The 19220-nt window shown below is 30.8% G+C and carries 12 protein-coding genes; 7 read left to right on the forward strand and 5 right to left on the reverse strand.

Annotation, left to right across the window (positions count from 1 at the left end; genetic code table 11):
• The first annotated feature begins 1 nt into the window (after window position 1).
• On the forward strand, window positions 2-1249 hold the full coding sequence (locus D1817_02395) for a sodium:proton antiporter (protein ID AXT18756.1): 1248 nt from the start codon (window positions 2-4) through the stop codon (window positions 1247-1249).
• Here D1817_02395 and D1817_02400 read toward each other — a convergent pair.
• On the reverse strand, window positions 1246-1965 hold the full coding sequence (locus D1817_02400; protein ID AXT18757.1) for a DUF3298/DUF4163 domain-containing protein: 720 nt from the start codon (window positions 1963-1965) through the stop codon (window positions 1246-1248). The two genes, D1817_02395 and D1817_02400, sit on opposite strands and share 4 nt — an antisense overlap.
• 95 nt (window positions 1966-2060) lie before the next feature.
• On the opposite strand from D1817_02400, the gene D1817_02405 reads away from it, so the two are divergent.
• Window positions 2061-3200 (forward strand): cystathionine gamma-synthase, encoded by a 1140-nt coding sequence (locus D1817_02405; GenBank protein ID AXT18758.1) that lies wholly within the window; start codon window positions 2061-2063, stop codon window positions 3198-3200.
• On the opposite strand, the gene D1817_02410 is transcribed toward D1817_02405, so the two are convergent.
• A complete protein-coding gene (locus tag D1817_02410) occupies window positions 3192-3977 on the reverse strand; it encodes a glutamate dehydrogenase (GenBank protein ID AXT18759.1) in 786 nt (261 codons plus the stop codon). The genes D1817_02405 and D1817_02410 overlap by 9 nt on opposite strands.
• Window positions 3978-4214: 237 nt before the next feature.
• Here D1817_02410 and D1817_02415 point away from each other — a divergent pair, with 237 nt between their 5' ends.
• The 4 genes from D1817_02415 to D1817_02430 all read left to right on the forward strand — a co-directional run bounded on the left by D1817_02415 (window position 4215) and on the right by D1817_02430 (window position 11165).
• Window positions 4215-5558 (forward strand): NADP-specific glutamate dehydrogenase, encoded by a 1344-nt coding sequence (locus tag D1817_02415; protein AXT18760.1) that lies wholly within the window; start codon window positions 4215-4217, stop codon window positions 5556-5558.
• A 132-nt stretch (window positions 5559-5690) separates the two neighbouring features.
• On the forward strand, window positions 5691-8036 hold the full coding sequence (locus D1817_02420) for an ABC transporter substrate-binding protein (GenBank protein AXT18761.1): 2346 nt from the start codon (window positions 5691-5693) through the stop codon (window positions 8034-8036).
• The gene (recO, locus tag D1817_02425) at window positions 8036-8755 is read left to right on the forward strand and encodes a DNA repair protein RecO (GenBank protein AXT18762.1); all 720 of its coding nucleotides are present in this window, start codon (window positions 8036-8038) and stop codon (window positions 8753-8755) included. The genes D1817_02420 and recO overlap by 1 nt, the downstream gene beginning before the upstream one ends.
• A 1-nt stretch (window position 8756) precedes the next feature.
• On the forward strand, window positions 8757-11165 hold the full coding sequence (locus D1817_02430; GenBank protein ID AXT18763.1) for a TonB-dependent receptor: 2409 nt from the start codon (window positions 8757-8759) through the stop codon (window positions 11163-11165).
• A gap of 59 nt (window positions 11166-11224) precedes the next feature.
• Here D1817_02430 and D1817_02435 read toward each other — a convergent pair whose 3' ends face one another.
• Window positions 11225-14320 (reverse strand): T9SS C-terminal target domain-containing protein, encoded by a 3096-nt coding sequence (locus D1817_02435; protein AXT18764.1) that lies wholly within the window; start codon window positions 14318-14320, stop codon window positions 11225-11227.
• 316 nt (window positions 14321-14636) lie between these two features.
• Window positions 14637-17708 (reverse strand): T9SS C-terminal target domain-containing protein, encoded by a 3072-nt coding sequence (locus tag D1817_02440; protein ID AXT18765.1) that lies wholly within the window; start codon window positions 17706-17708, stop codon window positions 14637-14639.
• A 155-nt stretch (window positions 17709-17863) separates the two neighbouring features.
• Between D1817_02440 and D1817_02445 the strand changes: the two genes are divergently transcribed.
• The gene (locus D1817_02445) at window positions 17864-18337 is read left to right on the forward strand and encodes a RecX family transcriptional regulator (protein AXT18766.1); all 474 of its coding nucleotides are present in this window, start codon (window positions 17864-17866) and stop codon (window positions 18335-18337) included.
• On the opposite strand, the gene D1817_02450 is transcribed toward D1817_02445, so the two are convergent.
• Window positions 18327-19199, reverse strand: a complete 873-nt coding sequence (locus D1817_02450) for a cupin-like domain-containing protein (GenBank protein ID AXT18767.1) — start codon at window positions 19197-19199, stop codon at window positions 18327-18329. The genes D1817_02445 and D1817_02450 overlap by 11 nt on opposite strands.
• Between the last annotated feature and the right edge of the window lie 21 nt (window positions 19200-19220).

Here is a 19220-nt window from a genome sequence, read left to right on the forward strand (position 1 = left end):
CATGGAATATTTTTCTGTAATTTCTGTATTAATTGCTCTATCTGCTATTTTTGGGTACATTAATGTTAGATTTTTAAAACTACCAATTACCATAGGTCTTATGGTAATAACTTTAGTATTTACAATAATTATTGTTGCAATAGGGCAATTTGATAATACCTTATTCTTAACAGAAAAAGCATTTATTTCTCAGATAGATTTTAAGACAGTTCTATTAGATATAATGCTAAGTTTTTTGCTTTTTGCAGGAGCACTACACACTAATTTTGCACAATTAAAAATACAACGTTGGCCTGTTTTTGTGTTTGCAACTTTAGGAGTATTGGTTTCTACATTCTTAGTAGGAATAATAATGTTTTACATACTTCAATTTATAGGATTACAAGTAGATTTTATTTACTGTTTACTTTTTGGAGCATTAATTTCTCCGACAGACCCTATTGCAGTTTTGGGTATTTTGAAAAAAGCAGGAGCACCTAAAAAGTTGGAAACAAAAATTGTTGGAGAATCCTTATTTAACGATGGTGTTGGTGTAGTTGTTTTTTTAACAATTTTAAAAATTGCATCCTCAACTACTGGAAGCTTTGAGATTATAGAAATTGTAGAGTTATTTGGTCTAGAAGTTATCGGAGGTGTTATATTAGGAATGATTTTGGGATGGATTACCTATAGAATGATGAAATCTATCGATAATTATGAAATAGAAGTTATTATTACTGTTGCAGCTGTTATGGGAGGTACCGTAATTGCTCATAAATTCTGTTTGTCTGCACCTTTAGCAATGGTTACTGCTGGGTTAATTGTTGGTAATGATACCGTTAGAAATGCAGTGATGTCTGAAATTACAGAAACTTATGTCGATAAATTTTGGGAGCTTATAGATGTGCTTTTAAACACAATTTTATTTGTGATGATAGGAATGGAAATGTTAGTTCTAACCTTTGAAGGAAAATATATTCTAGCTGGATTGCTTGCGGTGCCAATTGTACTTCTATCGAGATATATTTCTTTATGGGCGCCAATAAAAATGTTTTCTAAAAAATTAGAATTTGTGCCTAACACTAATTTAATTATGACTTGGGGAGGTTTACGCGGAGGCATTTCTATTGCATTAGCACTAAGTTTAACTTCTGAAATGCATAAAGAATTATTTCTAGTAATTACTTATATTATTGTAGTGTTTTCAATTATAGGGCAAGGCTTAACTGTAGGACCAATAGTAAAACGATTAACAAAAAGTAAAAGCTAATTTATTTTTAAATAAGATTGTACTTCGTCAAACGGAATTGTAAATTCTGTTGGACCATCAGTATATGAAGCAATTTCATAAACATTATAAAATAATAATATGCCTTCATCATTAAACCCTATGTTTTCTGGGAGAAGAAAATTTTGACCAAAAAAGTAATCTTCAAAACTTTTATCATTAGTAATTCCAAACTTTTTCTCAAAATATGTTTTTGCCAAAGTTTTAAAGCCGTTGATATCTTCAATGAACTCTTCAAAAGATAATAAATTACCACTTTCTGGATCGAAATTTAAAAAAGTAACATTTAAACTTCCGTGAGCACCACCAGTATTTAAATAACTTGTAATAGGAATACTAATTATTTCTGAAGATTGATAAGTTATTTCTCCATCAAAAATGGCTTCCCATATTAATTCGGAATCTTCAAAATTGGCTTTAAAAGATGAATATTCGTTATTGAAAACTTCTATTGCTGTTTCAAGCTTTAAATTTTCTATATAATCTTCAACATAATTAAGTGTATTAGCAATATGATTTTGAATTTTAGAGTTCAGCATACTTGCATTTTCAGTATTCCCTTCGGCTTTAGGAATATTTATTTCAATCATAGCAAGATCATTATATTTTAATTCAATTTCAGAAAATGTTATGGGAACTTCTTTTTTACACGAAAAAACGGTTAATGAGATAACTATTAAAAATATTTTTTTTTTCATAAGTGTAAATATTTGAAGTATTTTATACTAAAGGTATTGTATAGATTTGACTAGAACGAATTAAAAACTAAATTTGTTGCAAATAATTTTGAAAGTTGAAATTTAATACAAAAACAATACACGGAGGACAGCAACACGATTTAGCTTATGGAGCAGTAATGCCCCCAATTTATCAAACCTCTACATATGCACAGAGCACTCCAGGAGATCATAAAGGATACGAGTATTCACGCACACATAATCCAACTAGAAATGCTTTAGAAAATGCATTTGCAAGTATTGAAAATGGAAAATATGGCTTAGCTTTTGGTTCTGGCCTTGCTGCGATAGATGCTGTTGTAAAATTATTAAAACCAGGTGATGAGGTGATATCTACTAGCGATTTATATGGCGGAACTTATCGCTTGTTTACTAAAATATTTGAAGATTTTGGAATTAAATTTCATTTTATAGGAATGGAAAATTCTAAAAATATAGAACAATATATTAATGATAATACAAAGTTAGTTTGGGTAGAAACACCAACTAACCCAATGCTTAATATTATTGATATTAAAAGCGTAGCAGAAATCACTAAAAAACATAATGTTTTATTAGCAGTTGATAATACATTTGCAACACCTTATTTACAGCGTCCTTTGGATTTAGGTGCAGACATTGTAATGCATTCAGCTACAAAGTACATAAGTGGTCATAGCGATGTAGTTATGGGAGGACTTATTGTTAAAGACGATGCTTTAGCAAAGAAACTATACTTCATACAAAATGCTAGTGGAGCTATTTGTGGCCCTCAAGACAGTTTTTTAGTATTAAGAGGTATAAAAACGTTACATGTTAGAATGCAAAGACATTGTGAAAACGGTAAAGCTGTTGCAGAATATTTAGCAAATCATCCAAAAATTGAAAACGTATACTGGCCTGGTTTTAAATCACACCCTAATCATAATGTAGCAAAAATGCAAATGGATGATTTTGGTGGAATGTTATCATTTACTTCAAAAAATAATGATTACAATGCTGCTATAAAAATTGTAGAGAAATTAAAAATATTTACACTTGCAGAATCTTTAGGAGGCGTAGAATCACTTTCTGGACATCCAGCGAGTATGACACATGCAAGTATTCCGAGAGAAGAACGCGAAAAAATTGGTGTTGTAGATTCTCTTATTAGATTAAGTGTTGGTATTGAGGATATTGATGATTTAATTTTAGATTTAGAACAAGCTCTAATCTAAGTAATAGATATAACCAAAGTTAAGCCATACAAGCCAATCATTAAATTTATTAGATGGTAATTGATGGTCTAAACCATCTATATCATCTCTAAAAAATACTTGCCACCTTAAATCTACAAGTAAATCTGATAAAGGGCTAATTTTATAACGTGCACCAATACTAGATACTGCAGAAAAAGTTCCTCCAGATTGTGCATTTACAGACCCAGGGTCCCAAGGCAAATAAAAATTATCAGGATTATTTATATCTCCATCCCCAAAAGAAGTACTTACTTGAGGGTTAAATAAAGTATAATGAACACCTAGACTTATATAAGGAGCAAGGCGATAAGCAAAACCTTGAAAGGAACGAATACTTCTAGGAAACCATTCTATTTGAGTACCAATATCAAAGTTTTGAGCGACTCCTTCTTGTGCTCTAAGTCTATCGGCATCTAATGAAGTTTGACTAGGATCTACAAATTCTCCTAAGTGTTCTAATTTAGTCCTATTCCAAGAAATTTCATTGCGTAGTTTAAAATGATCATTAAAATAAGTATCGGTGGTATAACAGTTACAATCAGCTCGATATGCAAAATTGATATAATGCACTATTCCAATGCCAATACCAGAATTTCCAAAATTTACACCAGCATCATTTCGAGCACCGTAATCAGATCTAAATTCTAATGGACCAGCTACAATACCTATCTCATGAGAAAAGCCTAACTGCGCAAAAGCTACTTTTATTCCTAAAAAAAAGAATAAAGTTAGAATAAATCGTTTTAAGTTAAGCATAATGTATGATTAATGTTTAGGGTCATTATTTTGAACAAATATATAAAAATACGATAAACAAACAAAAAATACCGACGAAATGCATTTATAGTTATAATATATAAACGAAGAAAAGGATAAAATGTTTTAAATCTTCTGTTGTGAAAATAGAAAAAAAACGACAACTATCTTTAAATGATGACGTATATTTGTTGTCAAAATTTTTAACAAAAAATAATTACTTTAAAATAAGTATAAATGGAAAACAAAATTAATGCCTTTTTAGATCTTGTAAAGAAACGAAATGGCAATGAACCAGAATTTATGCAAGCTGTTCACGAAGTGGCAGAAACAGTAATCCCTTTTATTGAAAAAACACCTAAGTACCAAGGTAAAATGTTGTTAGAAAGAATGGTTGAGCCAGAGCGCACAATTATTTTTAGAGTACCTTGGACAGATGATCAAGGAAATACTCAAGTTAATAGAGGGTTTAGAGTAGAATTTAACTCTGCTATAGGGCCGTATAAAGGAGGGCTACGTTTTCATCCTAGTGTAAATTTAAGTATCCTTAAATTTTTAGGATTTGAACAGGTATTTAAAAACTCGTTAACAACCCTTCCAATGGGTGGAGGAAAAGGAGGATCTGATTTTGATCCTAAAGGAAAATCAGATAATGAAGTAATGCGTTTTTGTCAATCATTTATGACAGAATTATCACGACATATAGGACCTAATACAGATGTTCCTGCAGGAGATATAGGTGTAGGAGGTCGCGAGATAGGATACTTATTTGGACAATATAAAAGAATTAAAAATGAATTTACTGGAATACTAACTGGTAAAGGAATGACTTATGGAGGATCTTTAATCAGACCAGAAGCAACAGGATATGGTGCAGTTTATTTTGCACAGAATATGTTAGAAACTAAAGGGGATTCTTTTAATGGAAAAACAGTTGTAGTTTCTGGGTCAGGAAATGTAGCACAGTATGCAACACAAAAAGCGACAGAGCTAGGAGCTAAAGTTGTAACACTTTCAGATTCTTCTGGGTATATTTATGATGAAGCTGGCATTGATGCTGATAAATTGGCTTTTGTAATGGAGCTTAAAAACGAAAAAAGAGGAAGGATTAGTGAATATGTAGCACAGTATCCTTCAGCTACGTTTCATGCAGGAGAAAGACCTTGGTCGATTAATTGTGATATTGCTTTACCATGTGCAACTCAAAATGAATTAAATGAAACAGAAGCTCAATCACTAATTGCGAATAATGTAATTGCTGTTGCAGAAGGAGCTAATATGCCTACTACTCCCGAAGCAATTGAAGCATTTCAAAAAGCAAAGATATTATTTTCGCCAGGTAAAGCATCAAATGCAGGTGGAGTTGCAACTTCAGGTTTAGAAATGAGTCAAAATTCATTACGTTTAAATTGGACTAGAGAAGAAGTAGATTCTAAATTAAATAGAATAATGGATGATATTCACGCATCTTGTGTAGAATATGGAAGAGAAGACGATGGATATATAAACTATGTTAGAGGAGCAAATATAGCAGGTTTTGTTAAAGTTGCAGATGCAATGTTAGAGCAAGGAATCGTATAATAATTGCGATAAAACAATAGTAATATAAAAAGCTTTCAAGTTTAACTTGAAAGCTTTTTATATATACAATAATATTATATTATTAATAATTGTCGTTAGTTATAAATATATTTGAATACTGTATTAAATTTAATGAAACACAAGCTTATAATTATATTACTTTTCTTCTCGATTACTAGTAATGCTCAAGATTTTTCTGCATTATGGAAAGGGCATTTTTCGTATTTAAATGTTGTGGATGTAGTTGAAGGAAATAATAAAATATATGTAGCTTCAGAAAATGCAGTATTTTCATATGATACAGAAACATTTCAAATAGAGGAGGTTTCTACTATAGAAGGACTTTCGGGAGAATTTATTTCAACATTACATTATAGTGAAACTTTTGAACAACTTATAATAGGATATCAAAACGGATTGATAGAAATTTATCTTGAAAGAACAAACGATGTTTTAACTGTTGTTGATATTTTAGAAGAGCAAGCTGTTCCCCCTAATAGAAAAAGAATAAATCATTTTAACGAATATAATGGAAGCATTTTTATTGCTACAGATTATGGTATTTCGGAATATGATTTAGAACGTTTAGAATTTTTAGATTCTTTTTTTATTGGAGATGGAGGAGGTCAAATTATCGTAACTCAAACAGCTATTTTTGAAGATCGCATTTATGCATCTTGTATGAGTAATAGTGGAATTAGAAGCGCATTAGTCGCAAGTAATAATTTGATAGACTTTCAGCAATGGACACAAATTAACGGAGGCAATTTTTTAGGAATAGAAACTGTTGGAAGTAATTTATATACTATTGCAACAAACAGAGTTATTTCTGATATAAGCACTACAAATGTATTTACCCAATTATTTACTTATAATAATAATCCAATTGACATAAAATCGGAAAACAATAATCTTATAATTACAACAAGAAGTGAAGTATTTGTTTATGATAGCGATTTTAACATTCTTGCTACTGCAACACCAACTTCAGAGTTTAATACACAATTTACATCTGCGACAACCTCAAATGAAGAAATTTATATAGGAACAGCAGAGTTTGGCGCTTTAAGATCAACGATTTTCAGCCCATTAATATATACGGAAATACATCCTAATGGTCCATTACGAAATGATACCTTTTCTGTACAATCTGGAGGTTCAAATACATGGGTTACCTATGGAGATTATGATATATTTTTTAATCCATCTCCACTTCGTGAATTTGGATTTAGCCACTTAAATCAAGAAGTATGGAATAATATTCCTTTTGAAGATACTTTTGATTCAAGGAATTTAAATGCTATTTCTGTAAACCCAGAAAATCCTAGTCAAATATTTATAAGCTCTTTTCAAGATGGAATTTTAGAAGTTAATAATGGTATTCCAACTCAACGATTAGATGAAACTAATAGCGGATTAGAATCATTAATGCTTCCAGGCAATCCTAATTTTAGAAGTTTAAGAGTTTCAGGAACGACATTTGATAATCAAGGTTTTTTATGGTCTGTTACATCATTAATAAGTAGTCCTTTAAAATATTTTAATCAAGATACCAATACGTGGAGGAGTTTTGATTTTACACCAATAATTCAAGATCCAATAAGTGATGAATTAGGATTTAGTGATTTAGTAATAGATAATAGTGGTACTAAATTTATAGGAAGCTTTAGATCTGGAGTAATTGGATTTAATGAAAATGGAAATGATCTCAAAAATATATTTGACGAAGATACTGCAAACTTACCGTCTCCCTCTATAGAAGCATTAGCTGTAGATAATAGAAATCAACTCTGGATAGGAACAAGACAAGGTTTGCGTGTTTTGTTTAACACATCAAGTTTTTTCACAGAAGAAAATATAAGAACAGAAGCAATTGTAATATTAGATGACGGCATACCAAGAGAATTATTAGAAGAACAATTTATATCAGATATAAAAGTGGACGGTTCTAATAATAAATGGATAGCTACAGTTGGAGCAGGAGTGTTTTTATTTAGTCCAGATGGACAAGAGACTTTATTTCATTTTAACGTAGATAACTCACCATTACCTTCTAATAATGTAAATGATATAGCAATAGATTCAGATAATGGAGTTGTATATTTTGCAACACAAAGGGGATTAGTATCATTCGAAGCTGGTGGTTCAAATCCTGTAAATAACTTATCTGAGGCATTTATATATCCTAATCCAGTTAGACCAAACTTTGACCTTAATCAAAGAAGAATTACGATTAAAGATATAAGCGAAAATGTAAATATAAAAATCACAGATATTGAAGGAAATTTAGTTGCAGAAGCAGAATCTAGAACTAATTCAAGATTTAGAGGGTTTAATTTAGAAATAGATGGGGGAACCGCCTTATGGAATGGTAAAAATTTAGCAAATAACACCGTAAGATCTGGTGTATACTTAATTCTTTTATCTGACTTAGATACCTTTGAAACTAAGGTTTTAAAACTATTGATTATTCGCTAATGATAGAGTCATCAAAAGTCATTGTATTATCTAAAATTCGATTTAAAGATCATGATTTAATAGTAAAATGTTTTACTAAAGCTTTTGGAGTTAAAAGCTATCTTTTAAAGGGAATATTAAAATCTAAAAAAGGAAAATTTAAAGCAGCATATTTTCAACCGTTAACATTATTAGATGTCGATGCAGAGTATAAAAATAATAGAACATTACATTATTTAAAAGATGTAAAACTAAAGTATCACTATTCTACAATTCATACAAATATTATAAAGAGTTCTATTGCAATGTTTCTTTCAGAATTATTAAATTCTATTTTAATTGAAGAAGAGAAAAATGAGCCCTTATATAATTTTATTGAGACCTCTTTAATTTGGTTTGATGAAAATGAAACATATAACAATTTTCATTTTGTATTTTTAATAGAACTTACTAAATATTTAGGGTTTTATCCTGAAACTCCAAGAAACTCTACATCATATTTTAATTTAGAGGATGGTAGATTTCATAATAAAGAAATTAGCAATTATTGTATCACTGGAAAGCATTTAACAATATTAAAACAGATTTTAGGTACAAAATTTGATAATACTAAAATACTCAACATAAATTCGAGTGAAAAGCGTGAGTTTTTAAATATGATTTTACTCTATTTTAAATTACATTTGGACGGTTTTAAAACCCCAAAATCTTTATCAGTTTTAAATCAAGTATATAATTAATATGAAATATATTTTTCTTTTCTTTTTATGCTTATTTTCGTTTGCTATTAAGGCGCAAAACATAACTGTATTTGATCAATCCTCTAAAGAACCAATAGCAGGAGTTGCTGTATATAATAGCTCTAAATCTAAATCTGCAACATCAGATGTTGACGGTGTAGTATGTCTTGATCTTTTTTTAGAAAATGAGAAATTATTTTTCCAACACATTTCATATATAAAAACAGTTTATACAAAATCTAAAATTGGTAAAGAAATTTTCTTGAAATCTAAATCTCAAGATCTAGAAGAAATAGTGGTTTCTACATCAAAGTTCGAACAAAATAAAAAAGAGATTGCTCAAAAAATAACAAATATAAAAAGTGAGACTGTTGCTTTAACTAATCCACAGACTAGTGCAGATTTATTAAAAAGTAGTGGTTATGTATTTATTCAAAAAAGTCAATTAGGTGGAGGAAGTCCTATCATCAGGGGATTTTCTACAAACAGGTTGTCATTAATAGTAGATGGTGTACGATTTAACAATGCTATTTTTAGAGGAGGAAATGTGCAAAATGTAATATCTATAGACCCTTTTTCTGTTCAAAACTCGGAAGTTACGCTTGGCCCAGGAGCAGTCATTTATGGTAGTGATGCTATTGGAGGCGTCATTAATTTTTATTCGTTAAAGCCTAAATTATCTGAAATTGATAATTTTTCTTTTAATGGTAATGCAGCAATTAGATATGCAAGTGCTTCCAATGAGAATACTGGGCATTTAGATTTTAATTTAGGATATAAAAAGTGGGCATTTTTAACTAGTGTTAGTTATACAAATTTTGATGATTTAAGAGCGGGTGGAAATGGACCAGATGATTTTTTAAGACCAGATTTTGTGCAAAGGATAAATAATCAAGATGTTATTGTTACTAATGACAGTCCTAGAGATCAAATATCTTCAGGGTACGATCAGATTAATTTTTTGCAGAAAGTTCACTATAAAGCAAGTGACCGTTTAAGTTTCGATTTAGGATTGCATTACACTACCACTTCAGACTATGATAGATATGATAGACTTATAAGGCGCAACAGTGATGGCCAATTAAGATCAGCAGAGTGGTTTTTTGGACCACAGCGTTGGTTTTCTGCAAATTTTCAAGTTACAAAACTAAGTAGTAGTTCCAATTTATATGATAAAATAAAATTTACTAGTGCATATCAAAATTTTCAAGAGAGTAGAAATGATAGAAACTTTAATGCTACTAACAGGCGCATAAGAGAAGAAAATGTAGATGCTTTATCTGCTAACATAGATTTTGAAAAAACGGTTTCTAACCGCTCTAAACTATCATATGGTGCAGAATACGTTTATAATTTAGTTAATTCTGAAGCTAGACAACTAAATATTTTTACAGACGTAACGAGTGCAATTGCAACACGATATCCTGATGGTTCTAGTTGGGAATCCTTTGCGACATATATTAATTATAAATATAAGCCTAATACAAAATTAACGTTTCAATCTGGATTACGATATAATCATATATTTATTGATGCTGATTTATCTGGAAATAACGATTTCTTTAATTTCCCCTTTGAAGATGCTAACCTTAACACAGGAGCATTAACAGGAGGAGTTGGAATAAGCTGGTCTCCTAATAATATATTTCATTGGAAACTTAATGCTTCAACTGCATTTAGAGCTCCAAATATAGATGATATTGGTAGAATTTTTGATTCTGAAGCGGGTTCTGTAGTAGTTCCTAATGCAGATTTAAAATCAGAATATGCCTATAGTGGAGAATTAGGATTAACCCTAAATTTCGATGGTAGAGTTATATTAGATTTATCTTCATATTATACCTATCTAGATGATGCTTTAATAAGGAGAGATTTTAACCTTAATGGAGAAACTCAAATTTTATTTGATGGAGAATTGAGTAATGTACAAGCAATTCAAAATGCATCTAGATCTAATATTTATGGATTTGAAGCAGGAATTAAAATTCATTTATCTAAAAATTTGAATTTAACATCTCAGTATAATATCATAAGAGGGAATGAAGAAGACGCTAGTGGTGTTAGAGAACCTGTAAGACATGTTGCTCCAGATTTTGGTAATACACATTTAATTTGGGAGAAAAATAAAATTAAACTTGATGCTTATTTAGAATATAATGCAACACTCTCCTTTGATGAACTAGCTCCTTCTCAAGTCGCAAATGATTTTCTTTTTGCAAAAGATGAAAATGGAAACCCATTTGCACCATCTTGGTATACCTTAAATTTAAGGTCACAATATCAAATAAGTGATCAATTATCTTTAACAGGAACGATAGAAAATATCACTAATCAATTGTATAGACAATATTCGTCCGGTATTTCTGCGCCGGGATTAAATGCTATTCTGGCTTTACGATATAAATTATAAAAAACCACTCATATTTTTTAATATGAATGGTTTTTAATTCTAATTATTGAAAAATTTAATTAATTAGTTTTTAGTGCTTTTTTAGTTAAGACTATGCCATTAGTTAGTTTTACTTGAGCAATATAAATAGAACGATTTAAATTAGATAAGCTGAATATAGTATTGTTCCCATTAGCATCAAAATCATATAAAGTACGCCCTGTTAAATCAATAATTCTAACAGATTCCATTTCTAGATTATCAGAAACTCTAAATTGTACATCACCATTATCAAGTTCAATGATTGCTAATGAATTATTTTCTTCAAGAAGTATATCATCTTCAGAAGATAAAGTACTGGAAATAAATTGAATTTCAAAGCGATCTTTAAAGACTCCGATTTCAGAAGTGAAATCATATTCTGAAGCAGACAAATCATGAGTAATATCTAATAAATTATCTCTTAAAAATATAGTAGTATTTTCGAAGAATGATCCTTCAAATTGTGCTATAGATAATGAATAAGTTGTATTGTTTTCAGCAGAAATATTGGTGTCAAATCCTAATGCAATAATCTCTGTTTCATCTAGCCCACTAGGGTCTTTCCCTTGAATTGCAAGTTTTGTATCCTCTCCCTCAACAAAAGTGTATAAAATACTAGTTAATTCAGAAGGAAGTATTCTAGTTGCATCATATGCTAATCCATCATTAGCATCTGTAGCACCATCTACATAGCCAATTAAAATTTGATTAAACACACCATTATTAGAGGTTAAATCTAACCATAATAAGTCACGGTCGCTGGAACTTGTTTCATTAGATGTACTTGTACTTGTTGTTAAATTAATACTTTGTTGCTCAATGCCAAAAAAGATATCGTTACTCTCTGGAGTTACAGCAGTAGCTCTCATTGAATTATTAAAAATTGCAGTGCCTTGACCAACACTAGGTACAAAAAAGCCTTGACCTGATGGAATAAATTCGTTAGGAATAACACCACTGGCACCAGCAATACCAGTTCCCATACTTATCATATAAATGGCATAATCATTTTGATTAAAATTAATTCCTTGATTCCCAGGGTTAGCTGAATCTGGAAGAGTGGCTTGAGACCAATAATACACTAAAGGACCTATTGTTGATGCATTAGCGGTTTGGAAATCATCAAAGCTTATAGCAGATGGGTAAGGATTACCTAAAAAATGATAATGTGCTCCATTATTTAAAGGGTCAACAGTTGCGGCATCATTAAAAATAGAAACATTTATAGGGCCATTATTAAATGGACCTTGAAACGTAAATTGTGTTGTTCTAGGAAATGGAGGAGTTCCATTTTCATCTTCAGTAATTGCATAACCAATACCTGGAATTAAATCATCTGTGCCAGCTAAAGCTCGAAATGCATTATTATCGTCATCAATTCCATCAGCTCCTGCAGCACCGGTAGCATTAATAATTACGTCTCGATAATTAGCAGCATCCCAACCAAATCTGAACCTTCGAGTTAATACAGGATATATATCGTCAACTGTTAATCCAGAAACAGGAGCACTCCAATATGTATAGTAAAACCAATCTAATTTTACTGGTGTAACTTTTAATACCTGAGAAGTTCCGTTATTAGTAAAAATTGAAGCATCATCTATTTGCACTAAATTACCTCTAGTTTGAACTGTGAGTGTACCTCCAGTATTTACAGTAATATCATTTTCAACCTCTACATAAGAAGCTATAGGTGTTATAGGTTGAGGAAATGGAGGGTTTGCAATATCTAATGTTGCACCAGTATTTACAATTAAACTACATGCGGTAAAATTACCATTGGTTATTGTATTATAATTAGCATCAATAATAGCTGTAGATGTAAGTGTTGGTACTCCATTGTCCCAATTAGTGCCATCCCAAGTAGTTGTAGTAGCACAAGTAAAAGCAGTAGATATACAGAGGTTATTGTAGTTAACTGTAGCAGTATTTTGAGCACCATGATTCCAAGCGAATGCTATAAAATCTAAATTTAAATTTGTATGTGTTGTGTTTACAGCCGTCCCTCGTGAACTACTAGCATCAATACTTACAGGGTTGTTAAAAGAGTCACCGTCATCTCTAACAAATAACTCCCAAATGTTAGTAAGTGGACTATAAACCACACGAATGCTTACATGTGAATTTTCAAAATCGGTGCCAGCAGCAATAACATCTGTAAGATTTGAATTAGCATCTATACCTCCTGTATAACTAACAAGTCGTATTTCATCATTTGCTCCAGGCCCCCCTAATACCACTGCATACCCATTTCCTTGAGTAATATCAGAATCTGTAGACCCTAAAATAAAAGCTCCCCCCGTTTGTCCAGAATTAAAACCACTAGGATTACCAACATTTTTTCGCATATTAAATTCCCAAGTTACAATATCACTAGATGACCCTAAATTTGTGTTATAAGCACTAGATACATTTTGGAAAACATAATCAAGACCACTAGCGCCAGCAGATACAATAGTTAATTCGTTGTTTACAATAGAAGAATTTCCTCCAACCTCTGTCCATTCAGATCCTAAAGTTAAAGCATTAAAATCATCTGACACTCTACAAAGAATAGGAGGATCAGATTTAATAAGTCCGAAAACTTCAATATTATTACCTGGGCCTTCTATTCTACCACCACCGCCAGAAGCTTCAGAAAAACCATATAATCTATAAGTTATAGCAGTAGTATTATTCAATTGAGAAACATTAAATGATATATTTTGAGTTCCTCCTATGTCAGCTATTGCCATTTCAGAATCAATATTCGTAGCAAATCCATCTAAAGAACTTCTCAATGCTACCCCTCTTAACCCTGTTGCTGATCGTTGAATATCAAAATTAATACTAGCTATGTCAAATTGGAAACCAGCAATAGGTGCTGATATTGTAAATTCTAAATAATCATTTCCAGTAACAGCATCTGCAATATCTATTGTAGACCAACCTTGAGAATTAAAACTGTTATTGTTATTATTAGCAATTAAACCACTACCTCTACTTATTGTAGAAACTCCTAAAGTTAGGTCATTAAAATTTGAATTAGCGGTAACTTCATCTCCTATATTTCCTTGAAAATCAAAAGAAACAATTTGTCCATAGTTAACATAGAACGTTAATATAAATATAATAAGAGTAATTATTTTTTTCATAATCAGCTATTTAGGGCACTGTTGGTTAATTTATTGTAAACTTAATAAGTAGCTTTAGAACTTTATATTAAATTCGATGAATGCACAAAAAACATATACTTATGGTAATTAGAGCTTTAAAAACAAAGAAATAAGAGTTTAGAACTAATATGATTAAAGATTATTTTTTGAACACAAGCTTCTTAACTAAGAGCGTTTTGCCAACACATTTTAAGAGGTAAGTTCTATAATAGAGAAATTAGGGGCTAAATATCAATCACTTTTTAAAGCAAAAAAGAGATATGTAAAATTAATGTAAATCAGGCATTTAAAGAAATTAATTTCTTTTTAATGCTTTTTTAGAAATAAGAACTCCGTTAGTTAACCTTATTTGTGCGATGTAAACAGAATTATTAAGTTTAGATAAGTTATATGTATTATCAGAACCTTGAGCCTTGAAATTGTATAAAACGCGCCCATTTAAATCAATAATTTTAATAGATTCCATTTCTAAATTACCTGAAACTTTAAATTGTACATCATTATTATTGAGTTCAATAATGACTAACTCATTTTCAATAACTAGATTTTCATCTATAGATAACGTTTCTGATACAAATTGAATTTGAAAACGCTCTTCAAATGTGCCAACCTCAGAAGTGAACTCATAATCACCTTCAGATAAATTATGCATTACATCTAATAAATTATCTTTTAAAAATATGGTACTATTTTCTATAAAAGCACCTTCAAATTGATCTAGAGATAAAGTATATAATGTTGGAACTTCAATATTAGTTTCGAAACCTAAATGAATTATCTCATTTTCATTAATACTGTTTATATCTTTACCCTGTATTACAAATTTAATATCATCTTCATCATCTTCTATAAAAGTATATAATATTGCAGAAGTACCTATTGGAAGAACTCTAGGAGCATCATAAGAAAAACCATCATACGCGTCTGTAGCTCCGCCTACATAAGCAACTAAGATTTGATTAAAGATACCATTATCAGATTTTAAGTTAATCCATATTTTATTTTCATTATCAATTAATAAATCATTCGAATTAACAGTTGGATTACTATTTAAAGTCAAACTGTTTTCTTCAGTTCCAAAAAATTGGTTGTTACTGTCAATAGAAGCAACTCGCATAGAGTTCTTAAAAACTGCGTTTCCAGCACCAACACTAGGAATAAAAAATCCTTGTCCAGATGGAATATATTGAGTAGGAATTATACCACTTGCGCCAGCTGCACCACCACTACCTATAGTATAAGTAGCATAATCATTTTGACTAAAGTTTACAGTTTGATTTCCAGGGTTATTAGCAGATGGAGGTGTAGATTGAGACCATAAATAAGCTATACCTCCTATTAAACTTGAATTGGTTGCTTGAAAAATTTCAAAATCTATTGCAGAAGGATATGGATTACCTATAAAATTATAGTGTGCTACATTTGCAGAATCATAAGCAATAGGTACTTCTATTAAACCATTATTAAATGTACCATCAAAAGTAGCTTGAGCTGTACTCCCAGGAATAAAAAACTGCTGATTTTCTGTAATTGCATATCCAACACCTGGGATTAAGGGGTCAGAACCACTAACTAATTCATATGCGTTAGCATCATCATCAAACCCATCTTCGTTAAGATCTAGATAATTATTAGCGTTAAATATAAACCTTCTATTTGCTGGATTAGTTGCAAAAACATCATCAACCGTTAATCCAGAAACTGGAGAGCTCCAATAAGTAAAAAAGAACCAATCTTGTTTTACAGGAGTTACTTTATTAACACGAGACATTGCTCCATTATTAGTATATGTTGAGCTGTCAATATTCTGCACGAAATTACCACTAGATTCAACAATAATTTCTCCATTTATTACTACATCACTTTCAATTTCTATAAAAGTTGAATTACTAATGCTTAATCTAAAACCACTATTTACAGCTAAGCTACAGGCAGAAATATTACCATTAACACCAGTGGTATATGCACCATTAATAATTGCAGCTACAGTAGTATTGGGAATTCCATTATCCCAAGTTGTGCCATTCCATGTAGTTGTAGTTGGGCAAATAACAGAACAATCGAATGTGCATAATCCTAATGTTAAAGATTGGTTTCCTCCACCATCTGAGGTATCCCAATTAGTAGCATCAGAAACAGCAGTTAGAATAAGTTCTGGTGATGTTGTAACAGCACAATCATAAGCACCATTATCTATATCTCCGCTAATATCAACAGAATTTACACCATCTGCTAATCCAATAGGTAATGCCGATTCTTGTTGGTTTCCTGCGGTTACACTCCATCCAGGATTATTAAAATTAAGAGCATAAATAAATGTTGGCGAATCATCAGTTCCTTGATAAGCTAAAATTTGATCACCTTGACCTCTTATTTCAAAATCATCTTCCTCAGTAAGTATCCCAGTATTAGGAGAAATGGTAAGTGTACCATTATTTGCAGATGTAAGTATTATTTGAGTGCCGCAAGATAAATCTGTGTTAGCAGTCCATATTAAAGTTCCTTCTCTATCGGTATTTCCAACTCTAAAGGCATCAGTGTCTAACCAACCTCTATCTGTAAAACGTATTTCGGTACCAGCAGTAATATCTGTAAGTAAAACAAAAGCAACTTGATCATTACCGTCTGTATTGTAGCCAGTTATAACTATATCTCCTGCTGTTAATACAGTTTGTATGATAGAAGTACAACTAAATAAACATTGCCCTAATGTTAAAGATTGATTTCCATCCCCGTCAGAAGTATTCCAGTTTGCAGCATCAGAAACTGAAGCTAAAATGGCATCTGGTAAGGTAGTCACAGCACAATTATATGTACCGTTATCTATATCCCCACTAATATCAACTGAATTTACGCCATCTGTTAACCCAATAGGTAAAGCTGATTCTTGTTGATTTCCTGCAGTTGTACTCCATCCCGGGTTATTAAAATTTAGAGCATAAATAAATGTTGGAGAGTCATCTGTACCTTGATAGGCCAAAATTTGATCACCTTGACCTCTTATTTCAAAGTCATCTACTTCTGTAAGTGATCCTATATTTGGTGAGATTGTAAGAGTGCCATCGTTTGCAGATGTGAGTATTATTTGAGAACCACAAGAAAGATCTGTATCTGCAACCCATATTAGAGTTCCTTCTCTACCAGTATTTCCAATTCTAAAAGCATTAGTATCTAACCAACCTCTATCTGTAAATCGTATTTCGGTACCAACTGTAATATCTGTTAATAAAACGAATGCAACTTGATCGTCTCCATCTGTATTATAACCAGTTATGGCTATATCTCCTGCGGTTAGGGTAGTTTGACTATGACTTGGGGTGATTTTTAGGGCAAGTACTAGTAAAAATAATACAATAATTTTTGTCATAAATTTGTTCGCGCATTAAACAATTTATAAAGCAATAAACTATACTAATAAATTAAATTCTTTTAAATTAAACACTTTATTATTATCCTAAATAGTAGGGAATTAGAATATATAAAACGCTGCAAATATATTAAAAAATAATTTATGCTAAATTAATGAATATTAAGAAGACATTTACTTTAGATGAAGCCAAAAAGAAGCTGGAAAGTTATTGTGCATATCAAGAACGTTCTCATCAAGAAGTAATACATAAACTGAGAGATATGCAAATGATCCCTGAAGCTATTGATGTAATTATTGGACATCTTTTAGAACATAATTTTCTTAATGAAGAACGTTTTGCAAGAACATTTGTGCGTGGAAAATTTAATATTAAAAAATGGGGAAAACAGAGATTAACCTTAGAACTAAAAAAAAGAGATATAAGTAAAATTAATATTGCTCTTGCTTTTAAAGAAATTGATGATAGTAGTTATATTGAAATGTTTAATGAATTAGCTGAAAAAAAAGCAAAAAGTATTAAAGGATCTAATATATATAAAAAACGAAAAAAGCTAGCGGATTATTTATTGTATCGTGGTTGGGAGTCACATTTGGTTTATGAGAAAGTAAACCAACTTATAAAGTGATGTTGGCTTTTTTATGTGTTTTAGCAATTGCTTTTTCATTTTTCCAATCCAACCATTTTTGACCTTTTAAGCGACGCATGATATTGTCAAAAGTTCGCATAAAAACAATATTATGAACAGCCTTAAGGAAGTTTTTAGGATTTCTAGGAATAGCACGTAAACTCATAGAAAATCCAGGAGTAATATATTTTATATAATGCCAATATCCTTCAGGCATATATAACACTTCTCCATGATTTAATTCAGCTATATGTCCTTTGGCGTATTTTAATGCAGGCCATTTTTTGAAATCTGGATTAGAAAAATCAATATCTTCTCTAGTAATTAATGAATTTGGAATTTTATATAAAAATTTATTCTGTTTTTGATCAAACAATATACATTCTTTTTTTCCTTCAAAATGAAAGTGAAAGATATTAGCTAAATCAATATCGTAATGCATAAATGTATATGAGTCTTGTCCACCAAAGAAAAGCATAGGTAACTTTTTTAGTAATCGAAAACCTAAATTTGGATATGAAAAATCATTTTGAAGTTGAGGAACTTCTTTTAATATGTTCCAAAGGAAAATTCTAAATTTTGTGGGCTCACGTTTTAATAAATCTATATAATCACTCATTTTCATTTCGGCATGAGCAGCATTAAATTTTGCATTGGCATCAACTGGTCTATCATCATAAAGTGGTACAGTTTTATCACCAGCAACTTGCTTTATATAATCTAAATTCCATTTATTATAAGCAGGCCAATCCTCTATAAGATTAGTAATAACCACAGGTTTCTGTGGTTTAAAATAATTTTTAATAAACTCCTCTTTAGTAATAGTTTTTACTCGAGGTACTTTCTGAAGATTTAATTCCAATCGTATAAATTTAGTAAAACT

It is taken from the genome of Flavobacteriaceae bacterium, from assembly GCA_003443635.1.
In the GTDB taxonomy this organism is placed as follows: Bacteria; Bacteroidota; Bacteroidia; order Flavobacteriales; family Flavobacteriaceae; genus AU392.